Annotated in this window: 6 protein-coding genes; all 6 read right to left on the reverse strand. The window is 40.7% G+C overall.

Annotated elements, in window-relative coordinates; translation table 11 throughout:
* Positions 1-721: 721 nt before the first annotated feature.
* The 6 genes from ACQKCG_RS13695 to repM all read right to left on the reverse strand — a co-directional run bounded on the left by ACQKCG_RS13695 (position 722) and on the right by repM (position 4,560).
* Positions 722-982, reverse strand: coding sequence for a hypothetical protein (locus ACQKCG_RS13695; RefSeq protein ID WP_201569649.1), 261 nt, complete (start codon positions 980-982; stop codon positions 722-724).
* A gap of 510 nt (positions 983-1,492) precedes the next feature.
* Positions 1,493-1,732 (reverse strand): hypothetical protein, encoded by a 240-nt coding sequence (locus ACQKCG_RS13700; protein ID WP_427225715.1) that lies wholly within the window; start codon positions 1,730-1,732, stop codon positions 1,493-1,495.
* Positions 1,729-2,022: a hypothetical protein gene (locus ACQKCG_RS13705; protein ID WP_427225716.1), complete on the reverse strand. Its 294-nt coding sequence runs from the start codon at positions 2,020-2,022 to the stop codon at positions 1,729-1,731. Before ACQKCG_RS13705 ends, ACQKCG_RS13700 begins: the two co-directional genes overlap by 4 nt.
* 9 nt (positions 2,023-2,031) lie before the next feature.
* Positions 2,032-2,523, reverse strand: coding sequence for a hypothetical protein (locus ACQKCG_RS13710; protein ID WP_427585486.1), 492 nt, complete (start codon positions 2,521-2,523; stop codon positions 2,032-2,034).
* Positions 2,489-3,346: a YagK/YfjJ domain-containing protein gene (locus ACQKCG_RS13715; protein WP_427585487.1), complete on the reverse strand. Its 858-nt coding sequence runs from the start codon at positions 3,344-3,346 to the stop codon at positions 2,489-2,491. The genes ACQKCG_RS13710 and ACQKCG_RS13715 overlap by 35 nt, the downstream gene beginning before the upstream one ends.
* 248 nt (positions 3,347-3,594) lie before the next feature.
* Positions 3,595-4,560 (reverse strand): replication initiation protein RepM, encoded by a 966-nt coding sequence (gene repM, locus ACQKCG_RS13720; protein WP_427585488.1) that lies wholly within the window; start codon positions 4,558-4,560, stop codon positions 3,595-3,597.
* Positions 4,561-4,813 lie beyond the last annotated feature (253 nt).

Raw genomic sequence — 4,813 nt, forward strand, 5'->3', positions numbered from 1 at the left:
TGGGTCGATAGACGTAGTGGTATGGGCTTTGAAAGCCACGATTGACAAGGGCTGTAGCGGACGTAAAAGCTTTTAAAAACTCTTAAAAACATTAAAAACATCAAACGCACTTTTTTTTGTGGATAACTAGGTCTTAATTTAGTGAATAATCAGACTCAGAACATCATCGAAAATTGATTAATCCATTGCTGGATAGATTGGCTCAGGTTTGAATTATTGGTCACTGTCGAAGTCATCAGCCAAGCTCAGGCAATCATCAGATAATAGCCAACTGCTCAGATTTGCCCTACAAGGTGCTTTGACTGTTCATAAGGTAACTTACTAGGTCTTTACCCTTAGAATTGAAATTTGAGCTACTCAGACAGCAAATTGGTATTGTTTTAGCTCATATCATTAGTGATTAGTTTGACTATGGAATGATTAGGTAATGAAATTATCAGTCAATTATCACTTAGACTTACTATTTAGTGTTCAATGATAATTTGATGATTTTCCTATCATTTGATAACCAAGCGAAGTCTATTGATAGACGGATTATCATTTACTGGTTTTATGATTTGGGTATAGGCTAATGATAGGCGATTGAATGAATATTGATTGATTGCTGAATTTGAAGTGTGAAGTTTTGGGCAGTGAGATAAATAACCGCCTTTACCTGTGCAGAAAGTCTTTTCTTACGATGTCCGAAAATCATTTTTTAAGCAATAAAAACCCGCTATAGTTAGTAGGCTATTTTACTAAAAATTACTTCTATGTCTGTTAACGGTACTATTTTAATTGGCACAGCATATAACCATTGCATACCGCCGTCACAATAGAAATATCCGTTCTGATATTTTACGATGTAAGCTGTAAAGTCGTTGCCATTTAGATTACTTGTTGCTTGTTTATCACTATTATCATCAACAGCACACCATATATTTTTATAATCGTGCTCTAGCATGGCTCGTGTTAAGTTACTTCCTTGTAATTTATTATGCATGATACATTTTCATCTCCAAGCAGTGCCGCAATAAGTTCCCACAGTTATAGCAAATAAACAATATTTTGTATATTTATAATTATAAATATAAAACTTTGGATAACCCCCCCCCTTATTTTATAGTTTAGTTCCTACACAAGGAACCAAACTGGCAGCCGTAACCTTTGTCATCAGTAACTATCAGTAATTGACTTTTGAAATATACCGCAAAATATACCGCAATCTTACAAGGTGACTAGCAATGATTTACCTGTTTGACTCCTATACTAGAACACAAACTATCGGCTGTACGTCCAGTGTTTACGGCATTTCTTGATTATTATTTTTGACAATACCAACAATAATACCAACAATCGCTTTTTGTTTTGCCTGATTGCGGTCTGTTTTGGTGTCCGTCCTCATAGTGAGTACGTCCCCACTTTTGGGGGTGTCTTAAATTCTACGATACCCTTGCTTAACTTTGGGCATGGATAATCCAATCCGCCATTGGTGACTAGGGTGTGAACTTCTTTACCCCATAATATTTTTATAGGTGATCGCTGCTTGCTCAGACGACAATTCATTCATCAGCTCGCTAATGGTTTGCACCTCATCGGCATAAACGTCTTTAATCACTGGCTTATCTAACCCTGTCAGCTTTGCCATAGTAGCAGTGGCTTGTATCATTGCAGACGGTTTGCGGTCATCTATCGCCATTTGTCGTGCCTGTTCTAGCTGCTCAAGTAAGTCATCAAGTGTTAATCTGGTCATACGTTATCACCTCTTTGCATTTTCTCAGTGATCGTTTGTAGCTGTCTCAATTCATCATCAGTCAGCGTTGAATAATCGGCTATTGGCTCAGGTTCTCGATTGCCGTAGAAGTGCCCTAGTCCTGATTTAATATTACTGTTTGGCGTTACGTCCCTCATGTTATCCATGCCAAGCAATTTAGCTTGTGCGACTGTAGCTGTGACTATGGCGTTCGGATTGCGGTCATCAATCGCTATCTGCTTTGCTGTCTGCAAGTCTGCTATCAGGTCGTTTAGATCAGGTATTTTCATTTGTTAGCCTCAACTGGTGCAACCTAGTTTATCGAGTGTTGATTGCCATATCTTAGCAGTCAGTCTGTCATGCTCATTCACTAGCCTATCAAACGTCTTTGAGTGCATACCTTTTGGCTTTGTACCACTGCCATGAGCAATGCCACTTTGCCAACCTAAACGCTGTCTAATGGTATCAGCACGACTGAATAACCTGTCGATGGGTTGCTGTAGCTGTGAGCCGTAAGGAACGCTCAGGCAATGTCTGCAGACGTAAGTCCCTGCACAATACAACACTGCTACTCGCTTGCTGCATGATGGGCATAACCACCAATGGCGATAATTGCCAAAGTGACAAGCTGTTTTATCTAATCGTATGCTGTAGCTGTGTGCCTTGCCACGATAGGAATAATTAACGTCAATCTTGTTTGCTCTGTCTGCCTGCCTCAACTGGTCACGATAGCGTGAGATACTTAATCTAGGGTAATTATTCAGACTCGAAGTAGTCGCTAGTGCTGCCATGTAATTCCCTCATATCTAAATCATTAAGCATATTGAAACCACTCGCCGCTATCCGTGCGAGGTACTCATCACCTGAAGTAAATCCTTTTTCAGTCTTTGGTGGCTTACGTTGTGGCTTATCGAAGTAAGTTGTTATTGCTTTGTCGCTTGCACTGAATATCTCGCTTGCATCTCTTTTTGGTGAGTTGCTTATCCTGCTTGTTGAGTAGTTTTTACTTCTTTTTGCTAAGTGTTTTATATCTTTGGTGCGTTCTTTGGCTAGGTAGGACATATGCTTGAAGGCGGTATTGTAGGCAACCTTATCGCCTCTTTCGATCATGTGAAAGCAGTCGTCAAGATACTCAGGAACGTAGTCGTAACCTAAGTGCTGATAACTCTTTGCAAGTCGCATACTCTTTGCTGTTATGGCTCTGTGGTCTTGTGTTTTGTCACCGTCAATCATAACGAACACGTGATAATGTATCTTTTTGGACTTGCATAACTCACGACACCAAGCGAACCCTAAGCGATTAACCTTGTATTTCTTTTGCGCCCACTTTCTCATCTTGCGTATGTAATGACTCATCACCGCATTATCAGTGGGTCTATAATCTTGCTGCAAGTGAATATCAACCCTCACTGCTAGCACCTTGTTATGGTGCGTCAGCATAGCCATGAATTGATCATCAATGCGCCTCAGCATTTCAATGTGGCAACCTTTACCCTCACCTTGTGTATTGATCGGCAATAGCTTGCCTCCGAGTTCAATCACCTTCTCGAGCGTTACATCACAATCCTGCATAAGCGTCCTATCCGACTTCGCTAGTTGTTTTGAGGTTTCCATGCTCTATCAATGTATAACATGGTGGTGGTTTTAAGGATAATAGTATCTAACCGAGTAAAATCCGCTTATCAAGCCCACGTAAACAGTGCTGCGAGTGAGAAAAAATAAGGGGGTACAACTAACTTTTCTACTACTGCGTAGCATGGCTAAACAGTCATTTAGTTATACTTATCACTGTATGCCCTGTGGTGACGTTTTAGCCGTCTGTAGTACCTCACTATCAAAACGAACTTGCGAGGCTGTGAGCGTCATTCTGTGAGCACGTTTTTACTTACCTTGCTCTTTGCTGCTTTAAATCCTAACTTTTCTAAGTGCTTGCTGTATTTCTTTTGCTTGTCAGGGTCTTTGAGGTCATCAGCAATCCTTGCCACGAAGTCAGCCTTACTCATTCCAACTGGTGCATTTGATCCAAGCTCAGGCAATGCAGCCAACCTTTTGCTGAACGTGCCTATTTGGTCGTCTGTCATGTTGTGGAATAGATCAGGCGTGGCATTATCTCTATTCTTATTTGTAGCAGTAGCGAGCTGCTCAGGTGCTTTCTTTTGCTTGAATGTGAACGTAAAGCCAGTTATTACTCTGCCAGTTTTGTGCTGAATATAATCGGCTTGAATATCAGTGAAACTGTTGATTTGCTTTATCGCATGCTTTAGAACTCTAGCCTTGAAGTTGTGCATTTCTTTGTACTGCTCAGGCTGAACTCCTAGCTTTTTGCGTAAGTCATCAGTCGCTATCTTGTTTGTTTTTCCAACCGTTTTCCATTGCATCATCAGCTCATAAAGCCTGATTGCATATTCGCTTTGCAGCTCGCTAACCTGTTTTAGGTCGTATTCTGTGTATTGTTCGCTAAGTCTTGTTATCAGTGGAATGACAGCATCTGTGAACTGTAATTCAATCATTCCAGTTTTATCAATGTAAGCTACTGACTGCACCCACCTAACAATACGATGAACTAAATCGCCTGTCTTTTCGTGTATATCGTCATACTCGAAGTGAGCATTAAACAAGCCCTTAGCTGCACTTTTTAGAGCATCGTACGAAGTATGCTTTTCTACTTTGAATTGTTCCTGATAGCTGCTTGCATGGATTTGCAGCACACCTCTAGCATCAATCAACTTATCTTGCGCCCTTGCTGCAACGATAGCCAAAAAGATAATGCGCTGCTCAGGTATGCCAAGCGAGTAACTGGCACTGATTAATTTATTGTCTTTTGTCACTAGCTTGCAGTTGTCCATTACTCACACTCATTGGTAGAAGTCATTAGCATTGTAAACCCATTTCAATACAAACATCAATACATTGTATTGGTAAGGTCGATAGACGTAGTGGTATGGGTCGATAGACGTAGTGGTATGGGTCGATAGACGTAGTGGTATGGGTCGATAGACGTAGTGGTATGGGCTTTGAAAGCCACGATTGACAAGGGCTGTAGCGGACGTAAAAGCTTTTAAAAACTCTTAAAAACATTAA

It is taken from the genome of Psychrobacter sp. NPDC078929, assembly GCF_050267985.1.
In the GTDB taxonomy this organism is placed as follows: Bacteria; Pseudomonadota; Gammaproteobacteria; order Pseudomonadales; family Moraxellaceae; genus Psychrobacter.

Excerpts from the sequence above, each read along its gene's own strand:
- ACQKCG_RS13695 (WP_201569649.1), bottom strand. The coding sequence starts at position 982 with ATGCATAATAAATTACAAGGAAGTAACTTAACACGAGCCATGCTAGAG.
- ACQKCG_RS13700 (WP_427225715.1), bottom strand. The coding sequence starts at position 1,732 with ATGACCAGATTAACACTTGATGACTTACTTGAGCAGCTAGAACAGGCA.
- ACQKCG_RS13705 (WP_427225716.1), bottom strand. The coding sequence starts at position 2,022 with ATGAAAATACCTGATCTAAACGACCTGATAGCAGACTTGCAGACAGCA.
- ACQKCG_RS13710 (WP_427585486.1), bottom strand. The coding sequence starts at position 2,523 with ATGGCAGCACTAGCGACTACTTCGAGTCTGAATAATTACCCTAGATTA.
- ACQKCG_RS13715 (WP_427585487.1), bottom strand. The coding sequence starts at position 3,346 with ATGGAAACCTCAAAACAACTAGCGAAGTCGGATAGGACGCTTATGCAG.